Raw genomic sequence first — 17,839 nt, forward strand, 5'->3', positions numbered from 1 at the left:
TGAAGGACAATACAAAAAAGATGGGCATTCGCAATGGACGTCGACGGGCTGTTTGACACCGATCTCATACGCCGCAACCGGCTTCGCGCGCTTGCCCAGGCACCCGATGGCAGCGATTTCCTGCTGAAAATCGTGACCGAAGAGCTTGGCGAAAGGCTGGCATCCGTTGAGCGCAGTTTTGAAGTCGCTATTGCGCTGCACGCAGGCACCGGCACATTGGCGGACATGCTTGCCGCCAGCGGTAAGACGCAGCGCGTTCTGCAGATCGAGCAGGACCCGCGCCTGTTGACATCACAGGCCGCGCCGGAACACCAGGTTGTAACCGGGTTGGAATTGCTTCCAATCACAAACCAGGCCGTCGGCCTCGTTGTTTCACCCCTCACACTGCATCTGGCCAATGACCTGCCGGGCATACTCGTGCAGATCAACCAGGTGCTTCATCCCGACGGGCTCTTTCTTGCTGCATTGCCCGGAGCCGGAACATTGTCGGAACTGCGCGACGCACTGCTGTCGGCTGAAGAGGAACTGACCGGCGGCGCCAGCCCGCGGGTTATCCCCCTTGCCGACGTGCGCGATTGCGGGTCGCTGCTGCAACGCGCCGGGTTTTCGCTGCCGGTCGTCGATGCGGAGACCTATACGGTTCGCTACGATACGATGTTTGAATTGATGCGGGATCTCAGGCACATGGGAATGGCCAATCCGTTATTGGCCCGCAGCCGAAAGCCTGCCGGAAGGCGGCTCTTCATGCGCGCCGCTGAAATCTACGCCGAACGCTACGGCGATCCGGATGGACGCGTACGGGCAAGCTTCAGTGTAATTTATCTTTCGGGGTGGAAACCGCATGAAAGTCAGCAAAAACCGCTTTCGCCGGGATCTGCCCAAACAAGCCTCGCAAAGGCTCTGGGAACACGCGAACAAAAAATATAGAGCGTGTCACCGCCGATCAGTTAAATCCGCTCGCCACGTTGTTGAAAGAGTTTCCAACGCCGACACCGATTGCCGATGCGCCGGCCACGATGGTGATCGAAATCAACGTCGCGATGAAAGCATATTCTATTGCGGTGGCCCCGCTTTCGCACTTCAGGAACCGCTCTGCCAATCTGGTCATGTTGCGCTCCAATCGCACACTACTGTTCTATGTGGAATGTAGCTTTGAAACCATTGCAATATACCTAACAAACACAGTTGTTGTCCGGCTAACAACTTTGCTCAAACTTTAGCTGTTTCGGTGTTAACTGAGCCGTCGCAATGGCAGGATCATGAACATCCGATCCTGAGCAGGGATATCCTCAGCAATCGCCGGAGCGGCGTCCGTTGGCCTGTATTATGCACACGGAACTTGACGAAGACTGCAAAATACTGCGCTGGATCGTATATTCGCGCTTGCGTTTGGTTGTTGCCGTCGTTGTGAAGTCAATGCCCTGATTTGAAGAGATTAACTGCCAATCGTCGGAAGAAACATCGAACATCGGCGGCACGATCAGGGCAAGCGCCATCGCCGCCATGCCGAACAAAAGCGCAAGACGCATGGCACTGAAACGCCCCCGATGTCTTTTGTCGGTTGCGCCTGAATATACCGAAGACCAGAAATCATCATTGCTCATTTTCGAGCCCCTGCGCCCACATACAGTCCACGCAACTATCTGGTATTATGTTAAATATTTGATTAACGGCGCCCCGTAACAGCCACACTACAGGCTTCGAATCTAGATCAGATCGATTAAAAAAGGCACCAGCGGCTCATCTGCCGCCGGCATTGGAAAATCACGAAGGTCCCTCGGCCTTACCCATTTCAGCGCCTGCCCTTCCTTCGCCTGCGGGATACCCCAATAGCGTCGGCAAATGAACAGCGGCATCAGCAGATGGAAGTCGTCATAGGCATGGCTGGCGAAAGTCAGGGGCGCCAGACAGGCAATGCGGGTTGTAATTCCCAGCTCCTCTTGAAGTTCTCTGATGACGGCTTCTTCGGGCGTTTCGCCGGCCTCCACCTTGCCGCCCGGAAACTCCCACAATCCGGCCATCGATTTACCGGCGGGTCTTTGGGCAATCAGCACACGCCCATCGGTGTCCACCAGGGCGCAGGCCGCAACGAGTACGGTCTGACCACTACCCATCCGCAGGTTGCTCCGGAGCCTGCCGGTAGTCGTAACGATAAACCTCCCGAAAACCAAAGCCCTCGTAGAGGCTGACGGCTGCAGTGTTTTCTGCCTCGACCTGCAGCCATGCCTTTTCGGCGCCGCGGATGCGCGCCCAGCGCAGGGCCGTTGTGACGACCTCGCGCCCGTGTCCCTTGCGTCGGGCGTCGGAGCGCGTTGCCAGTTCGAAAATGCCCGCCATGTCGTTGTCATGCACGCACAGCGCCGTGGCCACCGGCCCGGTATCGGCTTCCTCGATAACAAAAAAACCTGTCTCGGGCCGTATCGAACTCAACACTTCCGTCAATCCCGGCTTGAGCACCGGGTCACGTCCGTGAACCTGGATGGAGGAATCCACATAGCGCCCGATTTCGCGGATGGGCAAATGGTCCATCGCATCTTCAAGGTCCAGATGGCCGATCTCGGCCATCATGACGCGCGTCTCATCGAAACGCCGCCAACCGTGGGCATCGAAATAGGCGTCGAGTTGGGGCGGTGCCAGTGGCGATTGCCGGAAAACAAGCGGGCGTCCGTAGGCCCGAAAGCGCTGGGCCGCTCTTTCGACCCGCAATTCGACGTCGCGGTGATCGGACGGATCAAGCGGATTGACGGAATTCAGGCGCTTTGACGGATGGCCGGCCGTCAGCCGGATCTGCCAGCTCCCGTCATATTGGATCGAGGCTGCCGGCCATGCCCTGAAGCCAACGGCTTCCAAACGACGAACACTGGCAAGATCCTGCATGGAAATATCCGGTCTCTTATTGTGGTCTGACATTAAATTCGGCTAGCTGCGGTAGTCGCCGTTTATTGCCACATATTCCTTGGTCAGGTCGCAGGTCCACACCGTGGCCTGCCCGTCGCCTACCCCTACGTCGACCGCAATGTCGATCTTCGGCCGCTTCATCACCTGCGCTGCAGCGTCCTCGGAATAATCCGGATCACGTTCACCCTCAACAGCAACACGGATATCGCCAAACCAGATCTTCAGCCGGTCGCGATGCGCTTCCTGGCCGGCCTTGCCGACCGCCATGACAATCCGGCCCCAATTGGCATCTTCTCCTGCAACGGCCGTTTTGACCAGAGGCGAATTGGCAATCGACAACGCAATCACCTTCGCTGCCTTGTCACTGGCCGCACCTTGTACTGTGATTTCCACCATCTTTCGAGCGCCTTCCCCGTCACGTACGATTTGATGGGCAAGGTCCTTCAACAGATCGAACAGTGCGGATTTGAACTCGGATATCGCACCGTCGCCCGCATCTGAAATATGCGGCGCACCTCTTTTTGCGGCCGCTCCCGTCGCGAACAGCATGAGCGTATCGGACGTTGACGTATCGCTGTCGACGGTGATGGCGTTGAACGAACCGTCGACGCCTTCCGACAACATGGCCTGCAGCGCGTCGCTTGCGATGTCGGCATCGGTCACGACAAAGGACAGCATGGTCGCCATATCCGGTGCGATCATGCCCGCCCCCTTTGCGATACCGTTGATGCGGACTTCCGTCCCGCCGATCGTTGCGGTACGGGTGGCAACCTTCGGATAGGTATCGGTTGTCATGATCGCCTTCGCCGCATCCATCCAGCCATCGGGATCGGTGTTTGCTGCAAGGGTTTCCAGCGCACCTGAAAATCCGTTGGCGTCCAAAGGCTCGCCTATGACGCCGGTCGAGGCCAGGAACACTTCGCGAAGGTCGCAACCAACTGCCCGGCATGCGGTTTCGGCTGTTATGCGCGCCGCTTCGCTGCCTTTTTTGCCGGTGAAAGCGTTGGCATTACCCGAATTGACCACCAGCGCACGTGCTGCGCCGCCGCCGAGGTTCTCCCGGCAGAATTCAACCGGTGCGGAGGGGCATAGCGATTGCGTGAATACACCGGCCGTTGCCGCAGGCGTATCGAACACCATCAGCATGAGATCGGTGCGCCCGGCATACTTTATTCCGGCAGCGGCGGTTCCGATATGTACGCCCTCCAGCGGTGGAAGGACGGCATATTGCTCCGGAGCCAGTGGAGATACGGTGTCAGTCATTGCTCTTACGAATTGTTTCACCGTCCCCGCAATCACGTTGAAAGGTGAATTGCGGCAACAGCTTTCGATTTATTGATTGGCAGGCGGATTGACCGCGTTCAAAAGATCCTGAAGATTCTTGTCCGTCACTTCGACGTCGATTGCTGCACGCGCCTCCTGAATAAGGGCCAGGTACTGTTCCTGCAGCAACACCCTGCGGATCTGGTCGGCAACCTGCGCGAACTGCGGCGGTGGTGTGTCGCGCTTGTCTTCAACTTTAATCACGTGCCACCCAAACTGCGTCTTGACCGGCTCTTTCGTGTAGCCGCCGGTCTCCAGCGCAAAGGCCGCCTCTTCGAATTCCGGTACCATTCTGCCGCGGGTGAAATAACCCAGATCGCCGCCTTGCGGGCCGCTCGGTCCCGTGGATTTTTCCTTGGCCAGTTCGATGAAGTCCTTACCGGCCTCCAGTTCGGCAATTACCGCTTTGGCCTGCTCTTCGCTGTCGACAAGAATGTGACGCGCCTTGACTTCCTGTTCCGGCGGTGTCGCGGCAACTTCCTTCTCGTAGCGGTCCTTGACCGCCTCTTCGGTCAGCCCGTCTACCACTTTTGCCCGGAAATATTCATTATGCAGAGCGCGGTCCTTGAGGAATTCAAGCCGCCGCTGAAACATTTCGTCCTTGCCGAGACCGGCTTTTTCCGCCTGCAGGGCGATCAACTTAATGTCGAGCAGTGCCGAAAGCGCCGCCGCGGTTCGCTGATCCGCCGGCAAGCGCGAGAACTGCGGGTCGAGATCGGTTTCGGCAAAGGTCAATTCGGACTGATAGACCGGCTTGCCGCCGATCGTCGCGATCACCTTGTCTTCCGTATCCTGAGCATACGCACCGAAGCTCAGGCAGACGGCCAGCACCACCAAACTCGCACGCAATTGCAATGTTACTTGCATGATCAACAAACCTCTTCTGGGTTGGGCAGCCGACCGGCCGCCATGTACATTCAATAGCCGATTTCCGCTCTGTCACAAGCAAGAATCCTGCCGCCCACCACAATCAGCCAAATCCGACGCAGCCACAGCGCCGTTGACATCGATCACCCCCCCTCTTATCTGTCACGCAATCTCGCGTCCAGTTCAGTTTAGGGCGGATCAGCTTCAAAACGGCGTCATCGGGCCACCGGCAGGCCAAACCAGTGACTTTTTGAGGACCGCCCAACCAGCAAGAAAGGACCATATTGATGGTCAGCTTCGGCGGTATCGCCCGCAAATTGTTTGGTTCTTCAAACGAGCGTCTTATTCGCTCATACAAACCGCGCGTCGACGCCATCAATGCACTCGAAAGCGACATGCAGGCCCTTTCCGATGAAGAACTGGCCGCACGCACCGATCAGTTCCGCAAGGAGCTCGCCGACGGAAAATCGCTCGACGACCTTCTGGTTCCCGCTTTCGCCACGGTACGCGAAGCTGCCAAACGGGCCCTCGGACTTCGTCCGTTCGACGTTCAGCTCATCGGCGGCATGATCCTTCACGAAAATTCAATAGCCGAGATGAAGACCGGTGAAGGCAAGACGCTCGTCGCAACGCTCCCGGTCTATCTGAATGCCCTTCAGGGCAAAGGCGTTCACGTCGTAACGGTGAACGACTACCTTGCCACCCGCGACGCGGAATGGATGGGGCAGGTTTACAGCTTCCTCGGCATGACGACGGCAACGATCGTGCACGGTATGGACGACGACGAACGCCGCGCGGCCTATGGCTGTGACATAACCTATGCCACCAACAACGAACTGGGTTTCGACTATCTGCGCGACAATATGAAATATGAGCGCAACCAGATGGTTCAGCGTGGCCACAACTACGCCATCGTCGACGAGGTCGATTCCATCCTTATTGACGAAGCGCGCACGCCGCTGATCATTTCCGGTCCGCTGGATGACCGTTCCGAGCTGTACAACACCGTCGATGCCTTTATTCCGCTGCTCGAAGACCGCGACTACGAGATCGACGAAAAGCAGCGTTCGGCGACCTTCAGCGAAGAAGGAACCGAAAAGCTCGAAGGCATGCTGACCGAAGCGGGCCTCCTCAAGGGTGAATCGCTCTACGATGTCGAAAATGTCGCCATCGTCCATCACATCAACAACGCCCTCAAGGCACACAAGCTTTTTGCCCGCGACAAGGACTACATCGTCCGCAATAACGAGATCGTCATCATCGACGAGTTCACCGGCCGCATGATGCCGGGCCGCCGCTATTCGGAAGGTCAGCACCAAGCCTTGGAAGCCAAGGAAAAGGTGACCATCCAGCCGGAAAACCAGACACTCGCATCGATCACTTTCCAGAATTACTTCCGCATGTATTCCAAGCTCGCGGGCATGACCGGAACGGCATCGACCGAAGCGGAGGAATTCGGCAATATCTACGGCCTCAATGTCGTTGAAGTGCCGACGAACCTGCCGATCCAGCGCGCCGATGAAGACGACGAGGTCTACCGCACCGCCGATGAAAAATACAAGGCGATCGTCGAGGAAATAAGGCAGGCGAGCGAACGCGGCCAGCCGGTTCTTGTCGGTACGACATCCATTGAAAAGTCCGAGTTTCTTGCCGATCGTCTCGGCAAGGAGGGCCTGAAGGGTTTCCAGGTTCTCAACGCACGCTACCACGAACAGGAAGCGATGATCGTTGCGCAGGCCGGCGTGCCCGGCGCCGTAACCATCGCCACCAACATGGCCGGCCGCGGAACCGATATCCAGCTCGGCGGCAATGTCGACATGCGCATTGCCAATGAACTGGCCGACGTCGAAGACGAAGCGCAGCGCAAGTCGAAGGAAGAACAGATCCGAGCTGAAGTACAGACCCTGAAGAAAAAAGCGCTGGAAGCAGGCGGTCTTTATGTTCTGGCGACAGAACGCCACGAAAGCCGCCGAATTGACAACCAGCTGCGTGGCCGTTCCGGCCGTCAGGGCGACCCCGGCCGCTCGAAATTCTTCCTGTCCCTGCAGGACGATCTGATGCGTATTTTCGGTTCCGACCGTATGGACGGAATGTTGAAAAAGCTGGGACTGAAAGAAGACGAGGCCATCGTCCACCCATGGATCAACAAGGCGCTCGAACGGGCCCAGAAGAAGGTCGAGGCCCGCAACTTCGACATCCGCAAAAACCTGCTCAAATTCGACGACGTCATGAACGACCAGCGTAAGGTCATTTTCGAGCAGCGGCTCGAACTGATGGACGCTGAAGATATTTCCGAGACAACCGCGGATATGCGCCAGGACGTCATCGACGACCTCGTTTCAAGCCACATTCCCGAAAGGGCCTATGCCGAACAATGGGACATTGAAGGGCTGAAGGAGGGAACCGAGAAATTCCTCAATCTCGAGGTTCCTGTCTCCGAATGGGCCGCGGAAGAAGGTATCGCCGAGGACGATATCCGCGAACGTCTTACCGAAGCGACGGAAAAGGCGGCGAGCGAACGGGCCGAGCGTTTCGGCCCCGAAGTGATGACCTATGTCGAAAAATCAATCGTCCTGCAGACGCTGGACCATTTGTGGCGCGAACATCTCGTCAATCTCGACCATCTGCGCTCGGTCATCGGCTTCCGGGGCCTTGCGCAGCGCGACCCGCTGCAGGAATACAAGGCCGAGGCTTTCGAGCTGTTCCAGAGCCTGCTTGGCAATCTGAGAGAGACGGTAACCGCGCAACTCATGCGGGTTGAACTTGTTCGCCAGGCGGCCGATTCACCTGAGCCGACGCCGCCGGAAGAAATGGAAGGCCACCATGTCGATGCCTCCACCGGTCAGGACGAGTTTATGGAACCGGCAGGCGAAGCCGGTGGCCTTGCCCTTGCACCGGCCCAACACAGAACCGTCCCGGCAGAGGAACGCGACCCGAACAACCCGGCGACCTGGGGCAAGGTCGGACGCAACGAGGCCTGCCCCTGCGGCTCCGGCAAGAAATACAAGCACTGCCACGGGTCATTCGGATAGACCGGCCGGCCTTTGGGCGAAACCTGCTTTGGCAAAGGTGCCGCTCACAATTTATTGAACGACGGTATTTAGCAGCAGCGGCCGGTTTCCGGCCGCTTTCGCATTTTGGACAAAATCCCTACCCACTTGCCTGAAACAGGCAATAGCCACGCTGCTCAACCTGCGCGGACCACACCCCTGTGATGGCCGAAAATCCGGCATATTGAGGGAATTAAGCACTGCGCCACCAGCGGCATCGGCTATACGCCGGCGGTCATTATCGGCGGTCTGTTTTGCTTAATTTTCGTTCGCGCGGCAGACATCAGGTGGAATGGACATGGTTAGAGCAGGACGTCCGGAATTACGCATTCGCTTTTCTCCCGTGCAAAACCCCCGATTCCAACCGTTTCTTAACGCCCATGCGCCATACTGCAGGACAGTATCGAGTATGGGTTGGTCATTGCCGTGCGTATGACGGTGGAAAATACGGCAGAAAAAACGCTCGCGCCGGAACAACAGGTCCGGCGGACTGTTTCCGGATTCCTCGACCGGTTGCTTCAGAAAATCAATGGACAGGACGGGCATCATCAGGCCCGCCACATGTCGCTGATCGCGTTTGTCATTCGCGTCATGAGCGCCGGCATCGCATTTCTGTCGCAGATTTTCCTTGCCCGTCTCATGGGGCAGTTCGAATACGGGATATTTGTCTTTGTCTGGGTAATGGCCGTTATCGCCGGCAACCTGTCCTGCCTCGGCTTTCACACAGCCATTATCCGCTTCCTGCCACAATACCGCTCCAGTGGCGCGATTGAAGAAATACGCGGCATCACCTTCACCACCCGCCTGGTTGCGCTGGCCGCCGCCAGCCTGGTCGCCGCCATCGGCATTGCCCTGCTCTATGTGCTCGGCGACCGGATGCCCGTCTACTATCTGGCTCCACTCGTCCTCGGCGCTATCCTCCTGCCAATGATCGCGCTCGGAGATGCGATGGAGGGAACCGCGCGGGCAAACAGCTGGGTCGTACAGGCCCTGACACCGACATATCTGGTGCGCCCGATCCTGATACCGCTTGCCATGGTGGCTGCTGTGGTGCTGGGTTTCGACGCAAGCGCCAAGACCGCACTGATCGCTGCGATCATTGCCACATATGCCACAACGGCCGGTCAGTTGATCATTCTTGGACGGCGCTTGCGCAGCCGGTATGAACCGGGGCCCCGTAAGGTCCATCTTGCATACTGGGTGAAGATCGCACTGCCGATTTTCCTCATTGAAGGCTTCTATTTCCTGTTGACCAATTCGGACGTCGTCATGGTCGGCCTGTTTCTGCAGCCCGACCAGGTCGCTACATATTTTGCCGCCGCAAAGACGATGGCATTGGTCCATTTCGTCTTTTTTGCGGTCAAGGCCGGCATGACCCCGCGCTTTTCGCAGCTGGTGGCCGAAGAAAAATCTGACGAATTGGCACGCTTCGCAGTAAGTGCTGCGCGCTGGACCTTCTGGCCCTCCCTGGCAGTCGGCGGCGTGGTCCTGTTGCTGGGCCCGTTCTTGCTGTCGCTGTTCGGCCCCGATTTCGCAGCCGGCTATTCCGTCATGTTCATTCTCTTCGCTGGAATTGCGGCAAAGGCCTTTATCGGTCCCGGCGAAGCGCTTTTGACGATGACCGGCCAGCAGAAAATCTGCGCCCTGATCTATTTCGCGGTGCTTGCCGTCAACGTTGCCGGCAACATTGTGCTCATCCCGCAATTTGGAATCAACGGTGCGGCCGCAGCGACAATGACGGCGATGTTCGCTGAAGCATTGCTGTTGTTTTTCATTGTTCGCAGCCGGCTGGGCATCAACATGAACGTACTAAGCAAGCCGCAAAGGATCGCGGCCAATAGTGAGGCAGGCTGAAATGTCCTCGAACCCGTTTTTGCAAGGTGAACCCGGAAGCGCCGGCGCCACGACGGTAACAAAGATTGCCGGCATGACGGTGGAGCGTCCGGTCGCCGAGGTTTCGGTTGAAAGCGGCAAGCCATCACGTCATTTGTGCATCTACCCTGCCCGGGCCGGTTATGATCTGCGCCCGGAGCTCGACTTCCTGACCCACCGTGCCCTCGAACCGAACGTGTTTTTTTCCGCGCGCTTCATGGCCCCCGCAATGCCGCGCCTAGAGGACAAGCAGATACGCCTCATGATCATGCGCGACGAGGATGCACAGCGCAGCCGCATGCGCTTTCTGATGCCGTTTTCCATCGAACGGCCTGGATTTTCCATCGGCGCGCCGATCATCCGCTCCTGGGCAAACCCCTACGGTCCGCTCGGAACGCCGCTGCTCGACCAGGAAGATGCCGCCGAGACGCTGGATAATCTGCTTGAAACACTGGCAAGCGGCGAACTGAACCTGCCGTCGGTGCTGGTCATTCCGAGCGCCCGGCTGGAAGGTCCATTCGTGCAGCTGCTGCGCGCCGTCGCCATCAGCCGCAACCTGCCGGTCGCCGAGGCCGAGTTATTCGAAAGGCCTATGCTGCAAAGCCTGCTCGACGGCCCGGCCTATCTGGAGAAGTCCCTTTCAGCCAAGCATCTGCGTGACCGCCGCCGCCTGCGGCGTCAGCTCGCCCAGCGCGGCGTTCTCAGCTACGACGTCGCCCGCCGGCCGGATGAAATCCGCCATCGCCTGGAAGAGTTCCTCGCCCTTGAAGCCAGTGGCTGGAAAGGCCGCCGACGCACGGCCATGGTCGTCGACCGCTACCGGGCGGCCTTTGCCCGTGAGGCAATCACCGACCTTGCCGAGACCGACAATGTCCGCATTCACACGCTGAACCTTAACGGCGAAGCCATTGCTTCAATGATCGTCTTCATCATGAGCGGCACCGCATACACATGGAAAACAGCCTACAACGAAGAGTATCGCGCCTTTTCGCCAGGCCAGCTGCTGATGGACGATCTGACCGGCACCCATCTGGATGATCCCAACATCATGTTGACTGATTCATGCGCTGTTCCCGATCATCCGGTGATGAGCCGCCTGTGGCGTGAACGCTGCAAGATGGGAACACTGGTCATCGGACTTACGCCGTCAAAGGACCGTGACGTGCGCCAGGTCACGACACAATTGCATCTCTATCAGAACACGCGCAACATCGCCCGCGTCGTGCGCGAAAAACTGCGCAACATGACCAAGAGCAGATAGTCAGCTATAGCTGCGGGTCTCGCGGATTGCCCGGTCGCGCAGCTCACGCCGGATGACCTTGCCAGTGGTCGTCAGCGGCATCGTTTTGACGAACTCCACCTCGCGTGGATATTCGTGCGCCGACAGCCGCACCTTGACCCAGTCCTGGATCTCACCGGCCAGCGCGTGGCTCGGGATTTGCCCCGGCTTCAGCACGATATAAGCCTTGACGATTTCGGTGCGCAGCGGGTCGGGTTTGCCCACTGCGGCGGCCAGTGCCACCGCCGGATGCGCCGTCAGGCAATCTTCGATTTCACCGGGTCCGATACGGTAGCCCGCCGAGGTGATAACGTCGTCGTCGCGGCCGAAGAACTCGATGAATCCGTCTTCGCTCTGTATGCCCTGATCGCCGGTCAGCATCCACTCGCCAACGAATTTCGCCCGCGTTGCCGCCTCGTTGTTCCAATACCGCAAAAACATCACCGGATCGGGCCGCTTGACCGCTATCTGGCCGGGCGTTCCGGCAGCAACCTCTTCACCGTTCTCGTCGACAATGGCGACCGTGTGCCCTGGCACCGCGAGGCCGATCGCACCGGCCCGCGTCACACCGATACTGCCGCACGAGGACAGAACCAGATTGCATTCGGTCTGACCATAGAACTCGTTAATGGTGATGCCGAGTTCGCGCTTTGCCCATTCATAGGTTTCCTTGCCGAGGGATTCACCGCCCGAGCCGATGGTGCGCAGATTGAGTTCGAAACGCTCCGCCGGTTTTTCGACGGTCCTGAGCATCTTGAGCGCGGTCGGCGGAATGAAGGCATTGCGCACGCCCGTCTGCTCCATGATGCGGAACGCGGTTTCGGGATCGAATTTCTGCGCCGCGGACGAGACCACCGGTACGCCGAAATAAAGCGCCGGCATCAGCACGTTCAACAATCCGCCCGCCCAGGCCCAGTCGGCCGGCGTCCAGAACAGATCGTCCGGCTGCGGCAGGAATTCGTGCGGAAACTGGATGCCGGGAAGATGTCCGAGCAGCACCCGGTGTGCATGCAGCGCACCTTTGGGCGGCCCCGTGGTCCCTGACGTAAAGATCATCAGCGCCGGATCGTCGCAATGCGTTTCCACCGCCTCGAATGACGAGGGAAAATCGTTGACAAGCGCATCGAACGACACGGTTCCGGGCGATTGATCCACACAGATGATCGAGCTGAGCTGGTCGAGCCGGTCGGAGATCGCACTGACCTTGGCAGCTCCCGACGCATTGGTGACGACGCACTTTGCCCCGGAGGACTTCAGTCGGTAGTCGAGCGCATCGACACCGAACAAAAGCGCTAGCGGCACGGCAATGGCGCCGAGCTTGTATATGGCGATATGCGCAATGGCAGTTTCGAAACCCTGCGGGAGCAGCAACGCAACCCTGTCGCCACGGGCAATCCCGAGCGACGCAAGCCCGTTGGCTAGCGCGTTCGAACGTGTCCGCATCATCTCGTAGGTGAGCCTGTCCGGCTCCCGGTCCGGCCGGTAGTGCATCAGACAGACGCGATCGGGTTCGCGCTCCGCCCATACATCGCACACCGCGGTTCCCATATTGAACTGCTCGGGGATGTCCCAGGCAAAATCCCGGACCAGATCTTCATAGTTATCGCGAACCGGCAGCATTCACGTCTCCTTGTGCGGTGCGCAATTTTATAGGGCCTGGCGATCGCGAATGAAAGCGCGGTACGGCAACAGATCAATATGTCGGGAATTTGGCTGCTCCGCCCGTAGATCGCCAACCCCGCAAGGGGTCCGGCGTTCCGGGCAGGATGCGCAATTACATCGATACGATGCGGTATGGCCGAAAAGTCGGTCCACTATCCTGCCGAGTGGCGGAGCAACACTTAAGATATAGGAAGGTGGCCTGCTCAAATCAACGGCGGCAGCTTGCCGCAGTGACGGAAAGACAGCCTTCCGCGCCTCAGGCAAGCCTGGCGCCGAGCGAAGCCGCAAGTTCGCGGTGAACCGGCAAGGGTTGCCGCTCGGCTTCCCATGAAAGCCAGTAACCGGTATCCATGACAAAGTGCGGTTCCGGCAGTCTCACCAGATCACCCGCCGCAAGCGCCGCCTCCGACAGCGGCAGCGATGCCAATATCACGCCAAGTCCTTCTATGGCTGCATTCAGCACCAGATCGAAGGAATCGAAATGCAGGCTTGAGCGCAGCGGTACGGGCGAACCGGTTGCCGCCGACCAGGCCCGCCACCCCGAACGCGGGCCGCTTAGCTCAATAACCGGTTTTTCACGCCATTCCTCACCCTTTTGCAGCAGCGACGGCGCCGCCGCCGGCGCCAGCAGTTCCTGATGCAGCAACTCCGCCTTCCTTCCCGGCCAGTTGCCACTGCCGTAACGCAGGTGGATATCAGCCTTCGCGTCATCGAAATCACGCTGTCTGTGAGCCGAGACAAAGGTCACGCGCAGGCCCGGGTGCTTGGCGAGGAACGGTTTGAGCCGCGGCAGCACCATCAGCTCTATATGCGAGGGCATGGCGGCGATGGTGATTTCGCTGACGGCTGGTGAAAAAAGATCAGCGGTGCTGCGTGAAAGTGCGGTTAGCGCCGATTGAACATGCGGCAGATACGCCTCGCCGTCGAGCGTCAGTTCCACACCCCGGGGCTTGCGCACAAACAGCGCCTTTCCCAGACGATGTTCGAGGTTGCGTATCCGCTGGCTGACTGCGGCCTGGGTAAGGCCGAGCTCCTGCGCCGCCGCCGTGAAATTGCCTGACCTTCCCGCCGCTTCAAAGACGCGCAACCACTCAAGCGGTGGCAATTGCTGCTCGCTTCGCTTGTCAGTCATAATCTATTTGGGGTCTCGATACCAATATCCATTTCTTGTGCTTATAGCACGATTAGAACTAGGGTCGAGCAAAAGAGGCACGGCAGGACCGCATACCGGTATACGCCGCAGCTTCGAACAAAAGACATTGGAGGGTACGATGATCACCATTCAGTCGGTGACCGCCTTTGAGGACGGTTCCGGTCTTCAGCTGTATTTGAGCGACGGAACGAACCCGCGCTTTCATGCGGTCTGGTTGCGCGACAACGCGCTCGACGAGGAAACCCGCGCACCGGGCAATGGCCAGCGTCTCATCACGCTTTCCGATATCCCCGAAAATGTCGGCATTAAAAGTGCCGGCACCGATGGACAGACCCTGACCGTCATCTTCACGCCAGAGGATAAATCCGTCACCTATCCGGCCCCCTGGCTGCAGGCCAACGCCTATGACACGAAGGCGGCAAAGCCTGCAGGCTGGCTGGCGGAAACAATCCAAACCTGGGACAGCACATCGTTCGACAATGTACCGACCGGTGATTTTGCCGCTATCCATTCCGATCCCGATGCGCTGCGCGACTGGCTGGCCGACATTCGCCGTTTCGGCTTTGCGCGGCTGGCCGACGGTCCCACGGAAAGCGGATCCCTGCTCGAGGTCGTCAAGCCCTTCGGCTATGTGCGTGAAACCAATTACGGCAAGTGGTTTGAGGTTCGCACCGAGGTCAATCCGACCAATCTTGCCTATACCGGGCTGGGTCTCCAGGCCCATACGGACAATCCCTACCGCGACCCGGTGCCGACACTTCAGATCCTTTACTGCCTCGAAAATTCCGCAGAGGGCGGTGATTCCATCGTTGTCGACGGGTTTCGGGTGGCACAGCGGCTTCGCCAGGAAAACCCGGAGGGCTTCGGGCTGCTTTCGGGCCACTGCGCCCGCTTCGAATATGCCGGCTCGGAGGGTGTGCAACTGCGTTCGCGCCGGCCGATGATCGAACTTTCCCCGGATGGTGAGTTGATTGCCGTGCGCTTCAACAACCGTTCCGCCGCGCCGATCGTCGATGTACCCTATGAACACATGGCGGCCTACTACGACGCCTATCGCCGCTTTGCAGACATCATCGACGACCCGGCCATGGGTGTCGCCTTCAAACTTGAGCCCGGAGAGAGCTTCATCGTCGACAACACCCGCGTGCTCCACGCCCGCAACGGCTATTCCGGCGCCGGCTCGCGCTGGCTGCAGGGCTGCTACGCCGACAAGGACGGTCTGCTCTCGACGCTTGCCGCGCTGGAAATCCGGAACATGGAGGCCGCCGAATGACACGTCCTGACTATTCAAGTCTTTCCGCCGGCAATATCGTTGATTTTATCGGCGACATTTTCGAACGACGCGGCGCCGATTCCTATCTCGGCGAACAGGTCACCATGTCCGAACACATGCTTCAGGGCGCAAAACTCGCTGACGAGGCCGGCGCCGGCGACCACATGGTTGCCGCCGCGCTGCTGCATGATATCGGACACTATACGAACGAATTTCCCGACGATGCGCTCGAAAAGGGTGTCGACAACCACCACGACGAGGCCGGCGCTGCGGTGCTGGCACCCTTTTTCCCGTCGGTTGTAACCGATTGCGTGCGCTATCACGTCGCTGCAAAGCGTTATCTGTGCGCAACCGATCCGGGCTATTTCGACCGGTTGTCGGCGGCTTCCGTCCACACGCTCAACCTGCAGGGCGGGCCGATGAGCGAGGAAGAGGTCGAAGCCTTCGCCAAAAACCCCAATCTCGAGGCCATCATCCAGGTCCGCATTTGGGACGAGGAAGGCAAGGTTCCCGGTATGGAGACGCCGCCCTTTTCCCATTATGCACCGATGCTGCAGCGCGTGGTCGATGAACATATGAGTATGGGCCCGCAGGAATGAACGCGCCCAATTACATGTTTGAGCCGAAGGAAAAGCCGTCCCTTGGCCTTCACAAGGTGCCGCTTATCGAGGCCACGGACGAGACGGTTGAGGGTTATGGCTTCCTGGTGGACAATCCCGAAGAATTCGAAATCGAGATCGTCCGCTGGCCGGCACAGGGCTGGCGCCCCATCGACGAAGGCACGGGAGACGAGGCCGGATGGGTCGAGGGCATATTCAGCGGTGAATGGAAAGGCGATGTCCTTTACGGATCCAATGAAGCCGTAAACGGCAACTATGTGCTTGGCTGGTCGGCCGACCCTCAAACCGCTTCCACCGAGACAGAAACCGTACCGCGCGAACAGGTGCTGCTTTGGCACATGAACTATCATCCCGATGGCGGACAGCTGTTCTTTCCGTTGGAAAACAAGCCCTTTGTCGTTCCCGCGGCACTTCCAGGCGACGATCTGACGCCGGACAAGGTGGTCGCCTTCTGGTGCGACGGATCGCGCGGCCTGTATATCCACCCCAACATCTGGCACGAAGGAATCTTTCCGGTCGAGGACCGGCAGCAATTTCTCGACAGACAGGGGCGTGTCCACGCCCGCGTGAGCTGTGACGTCGGGGCGGAATTCGGGATTTACCTTTCTGTTCCGCTGCGCAAATCTTTTTAGAGAACACGCCTCCCTGCGGTGACATAAAAGGCATAGGCCCATGACCCAAAAAGTTGCACTGATCATCATGGATGGCGTCGGCTATGAGACCTGCGTCGCCCAATGCGGCTTCCTGCAGGCCTCGTTCGAGGCGGGCCGCGCGCAGCGCTGGAAAATGCGCTCGTGCCTCCCGACCATTTCTCTTGTCATGTACGAAACCATCCATACGGGGCTTGCGCCGGTCGACCACGGGATCATGTCCAATCATTCCCTGCGTCCGTCACAAAGGCCAAACGTCTTTTCGTCCCTGAAAGAACAGGGCAAAACCGCCGCTGTGGTTGGTCACTCCTTTTTTCACACGCTTTATGGCGGCAGCGCCTTCGATCCGTTTCTCCATTGCGAAGTGGACGACCCGGATGCGCCGATCGCCCATGCGCGTTACTACTCCATGGAAGGCTACGGCAAGCGAAATGCCTGCGCGCCCGCCGAAATCGACCTTTGCGCCCAGGCAACCATGCTGCTTGAGCGGCACAGCCCCGACTATCTTCTGCTCCACACCAGCAGTGCCGATACGCTCGGCCACACCTTTGGCGGCGATTCAGCAGAATATCGCCGGCAGACCGCCGTTATCGACGATGCACTGTCTCGAACCATCCCCTCGTGGCTCGAGGCAAGCTATGAGGTGTTTGTCTGCGCCGACCACGGGATGAGCGCGGAAGGTGCCCATGGCGGAGACGAGGCGGCCGTGCGCGATACGGCGTTCTACTATTTCGGCAGTGCAACGGGGCCGGATCGCGAAATCGTGCTCGACCAGCGCATCATCGCCCCAACGATCCTGTCGCGCACGGGTGCACAAATTCCCGCTTCCATGACAACGCCGCCGCTGTTCGAGCGCTAGGGCTCGTCATGAACGATTGAAAAATATAGCGGTGCCGATCCGGTTACAAAGTCCGGAAACCTTCAATTTCCGGATGCAATAATGTTGCCCTTCGGCCACGGTTACGGTCTTTCGGCAGATGCGACGGGAACCGTGACTATGTTACACGCTATTTGAATTGACACCTGCTATCCAACGCTGATGTATGGCCTCGGGGAAATGATTTTTGGGGTGTGGATTTTCATAGCGTAAAATCGAAAACTTCCTATGGTGCCGCAATAACCGGCGCGCTGGTTTGCGCAGACTGCACCATGGTTGCCGATATCCTCAATGAACATACCCCGACGTCAGCCT

At 58.7% G+C, this 17,839-nt stretch carries 16 protein-coding genes; 8 read left to right on the forward strand and 8 right to left on the reverse strand.

The genetic code is table 11. The annotated features are described in order from the left end of the window. Positions 1-33: 33 nt before the first annotated feature. A complete protein-coding gene (locus ABVT35_RS23150; protein ID WP_368469749.1) occupies positions 34-927 on the forward strand; it encodes a methyltransferase domain-containing protein in 894 nt (297 codons plus the stop codon). A 16-nt stretch (positions 928-943) separates the two neighbouring features. Here ABVT35_RS23150 and ABVT35_RS23155 read toward each other — a convergent pair whose 3' ends face one another. The 6 genes from ABVT35_RS23155 to ABVT35_RS23180 all read right to left on the reverse strand — a co-directional run bounded on the left by ABVT35_RS23155 (position 944) and on the right by ABVT35_RS23180 (position 5,088). Beyond that, on the reverse strand, positions 944-1,108 hold the full coding sequence (locus tag ABVT35_RS23155; RefSeq protein ID WP_368469751.1) for a Flp family type IVb pilin: 165 nt from the start codon (positions 1,106-1,108) through the stop codon (positions 944-946). A 181-nt stretch (positions 1,109-1,289) separates the two neighbouring features. Continuing rightward, positions 1,290-1,604, reverse strand: coding sequence for a hypothetical protein (locus tag ABVT35_RS23160; protein ID WP_368469752.1), 315 nt, complete (start codon positions 1,602-1,604; stop codon positions 1,290-1,292). Positions 1,605-1,706: 102 nt separating this feature from the next. Next, on the reverse strand, positions 1,707-2,114 hold the full coding sequence (gene mutT / locus ABVT35_RS23165; protein ID WP_368469754.1) for an 8-oxo-dGTP diphosphatase MutT: 408 nt from the start codon (positions 2,112-2,114) through the stop codon (positions 1,707-1,709). Beyond that, positions 2,107-2,910, reverse strand: a complete 804-nt coding sequence (locus ABVT35_RS23170; RefSeq protein ID WP_368469756.1) for a GNAT family N-acetyltransferase — start codon at positions 2,908-2,910, stop codon at positions 2,107-2,109. The genes mutT and ABVT35_RS23170 overlap by 8 nt, the downstream gene beginning before the upstream one ends. A gap of 9 nt (positions 2,911-2,919) precedes the next feature. Further along, positions 2,920-4,161 carry a bifunctional glutamate N-acetyltransferase/amino-acid acetyltransferase ArgJ gene (gene argJ / locus ABVT35_RS23175; RefSeq protein ID WP_368469758.1) on the reverse strand — a complete coding sequence of 414 codons (1,242 nt, stop codon included), beginning with the start codon at positions 4,159-4,161 and terminating at the stop codon, positions 2,920-2,922. Positions 4,162-4,230: 69 nt separating this feature from the next. Continuing rightward, positions 4,231-5,088: a peptidylprolyl isomerase gene (locus tag ABVT35_RS23180; protein ID WP_368469759.1), complete on the reverse strand. Its 858-nt coding sequence runs from the start codon at positions 5,086-5,088 to the stop codon at positions 4,231-4,233. 287 nt (positions 5,089-5,375) lie between these two features. On the opposite strand from ABVT35_RS23180, the gene secA reads away from it, so the two are divergent. The 3 genes from secA (at position 5,376) to ABVT35_RS23195 (ending at position 11,271) form a co-directional block, all read left to right on the forward strand. After that, entirely contained in the window at positions 5,376-8,120 is a 2,745-nt protein-coding gene (gene secA, locus ABVT35_RS23185; RefSeq protein ID WP_368469760.1) for a preprotein translocase subunit SecA, read from the forward strand. A 450-nt stretch (positions 8,121-8,570) separates the two neighbouring features. After that, positions 8,571-9,992 carry a lipopolysaccharide biosynthesis protein gene (locus tag ABVT35_RS23190; protein WP_368470436.1) on the forward strand — a complete coding sequence of 474 codons (1,422 nt, stop codon included), beginning with the start codon at positions 8,571-8,573 and terminating at the stop codon, positions 9,990-9,992. A 1-nt stretch (position 9,993) separates the two neighbouring features. Next, positions 9,994-11,271, forward strand: a complete 1,278-nt coding sequence (locus ABVT35_RS23195; RefSeq protein ID WP_368469761.1) for a GNAT family N-acetyltransferase — start codon at positions 9,994-9,996, stop codon at positions 11,269-11,271. Here the strand turns inward: ABVT35_RS23195 and ABVT35_RS23200 are convergent, their stop codons facing one another. Both ABVT35_RS23200 and ABVT35_RS23205 read right to left on the reverse strand, forming a co-directional pair. Then, positions 11,272-12,909 (reverse strand): acyl-CoA synthetase, encoded by a 1,638-nt coding sequence (locus ABVT35_RS23200; RefSeq protein ID WP_368469762.1) that lies wholly within the window; start codon positions 12,907-12,909, stop codon positions 11,272-11,274. Between the two features lie 298 nt (positions 12,910-13,207). Next, on the reverse strand, positions 13,208-14,083 hold the full coding sequence (locus ABVT35_RS23205) for a LysR family transcriptional regulator (RefSeq protein WP_368469764.1): 876 nt from the start codon (positions 14,081-14,083) through the stop codon (positions 13,208-13,210). A 139-nt stretch (positions 14,084-14,222) separates the two neighbouring features. Here ABVT35_RS23205 and ABVT35_RS23210 point away from each other — a divergent pair, with 139 nt between their 5' ends. From ABVT35_RS23210 to ABVT35_RS23225, 4 genes are read left to right on the forward strand one after another with little or no spacing between them, the layout of a single operon-like run. After that, entirely contained in the window at positions 14,223-15,377 is a 1,155-nt protein-coding gene (locus tag ABVT35_RS23210; RefSeq protein WP_368469765.1) for a gamma-butyrobetaine dioxygenase, read from the forward strand. Next, positions 15,374-15,976: an HD domain-containing protein gene (locus ABVT35_RS23215; RefSeq protein ID WP_368469766.1), complete on the forward strand. Its 603-nt coding sequence runs from the start codon at positions 15,374-15,376 to the stop codon at positions 15,974-15,976. The genes ABVT35_RS23210 and ABVT35_RS23215 overlap by 4 nt, the downstream gene beginning before the upstream one ends. Next, positions 15,973-16,629, forward strand: a complete 657-nt coding sequence (locus tag ABVT35_RS23220) for an ureidoglycolate lyase (RefSeq protein WP_368469768.1) — start codon at positions 15,973-15,975, stop codon at positions 16,627-16,629. The genes ABVT35_RS23215 and ABVT35_RS23220 overlap by 4 nt, the downstream gene beginning before the upstream one ends. A gap of 40 nt (positions 16,630-16,669) precedes the next feature. After that, positions 16,670-17,506 carry an alkaline phosphatase family protein gene (locus ABVT35_RS23225; protein ID WP_368469771.1) on the forward strand — a complete coding sequence of 279 codons (837 nt, stop codon included), beginning with the start codon at positions 16,670-16,672 and terminating at the stop codon, positions 17,504-17,506. The last annotated feature ends 333 nt before the right edge of the window (positions 17,507-17,839 follow it).

Origin of the sequence: Hoeflea sp. TYP-13 (assembly GCF_040932035.1) — a bacterium.
Classification (GTDB): domain Bacteria; phylum Pseudomonadota; class Alphaproteobacteria; order Rhizobiales; family Rhizobiaceae; genus Hoeflea_A.